We start from the raw sequence: 448 nt of genomic DNA, 5'->3' as shown, positions 1-448 counted from the left end.
TGTTCCATACCTTGAATGGTAGCAGTACATACAGCATTCATACTTTGAGTTTGGTTTTGTACTTCTCCCAAATACATATTTAAACTCATGAATTGGTCTCCTTTACTAATTTTTGTTTCTGATAAGAAAAATCATTTTCTAAATCCCTAAGATCTCGTTTCTCTTTAAACAATGTTTCTTTTTGGTTTTCCAATTCAAATGTAAGTTTTCGCTCAATGTGTTGTGCTTCTTGACGCATATTCATAAAAAAATAAGATAATTCTTTATCACGATGCCAAGTTTCTAAAATTCGATTAAATAAACGATTACTTCTATTTTTCCATTCATAAAAATCTCGTTCCACATGTTCCTGAGTTTGAATTGCAAATTGATTTCGATCCTGTTCTTCGAATACACTTTGTAATTTTTGATTCAATTGATTAATTTGTTTTTCAATATCTTGACTCAT

Annotated in this window: 1 protein-coding gene; it reads right to left on the bottom strand. The window is 29.2% G+C overall.

The window, feature by feature from the left end:
- Positions 1-85 precede the first annotated feature (85 nt).
- A partial coding sequence (locus MR056_RS21980) for a DUF3958 family protein (RefSeq protein ID WP_012094619.1) occupies positions 86-448 on the bottom strand: 363 nt, incomplete at its 5' end.

This window comes from Bacillus cereus group sp. BfR-BA-01360 (assembly GCF_022663595.1).
GTDB lineage: Bacteria > Bacillota > Bacilli > Bacillales > Bacillaceae_G > Bacillus_A > Bacillus_A cytotoxicus.
The sequence above is the reverse complement of the archived record's forward strand: the minus strand, read 5'-3'. Positions and strand labels throughout refer to the sequence as shown.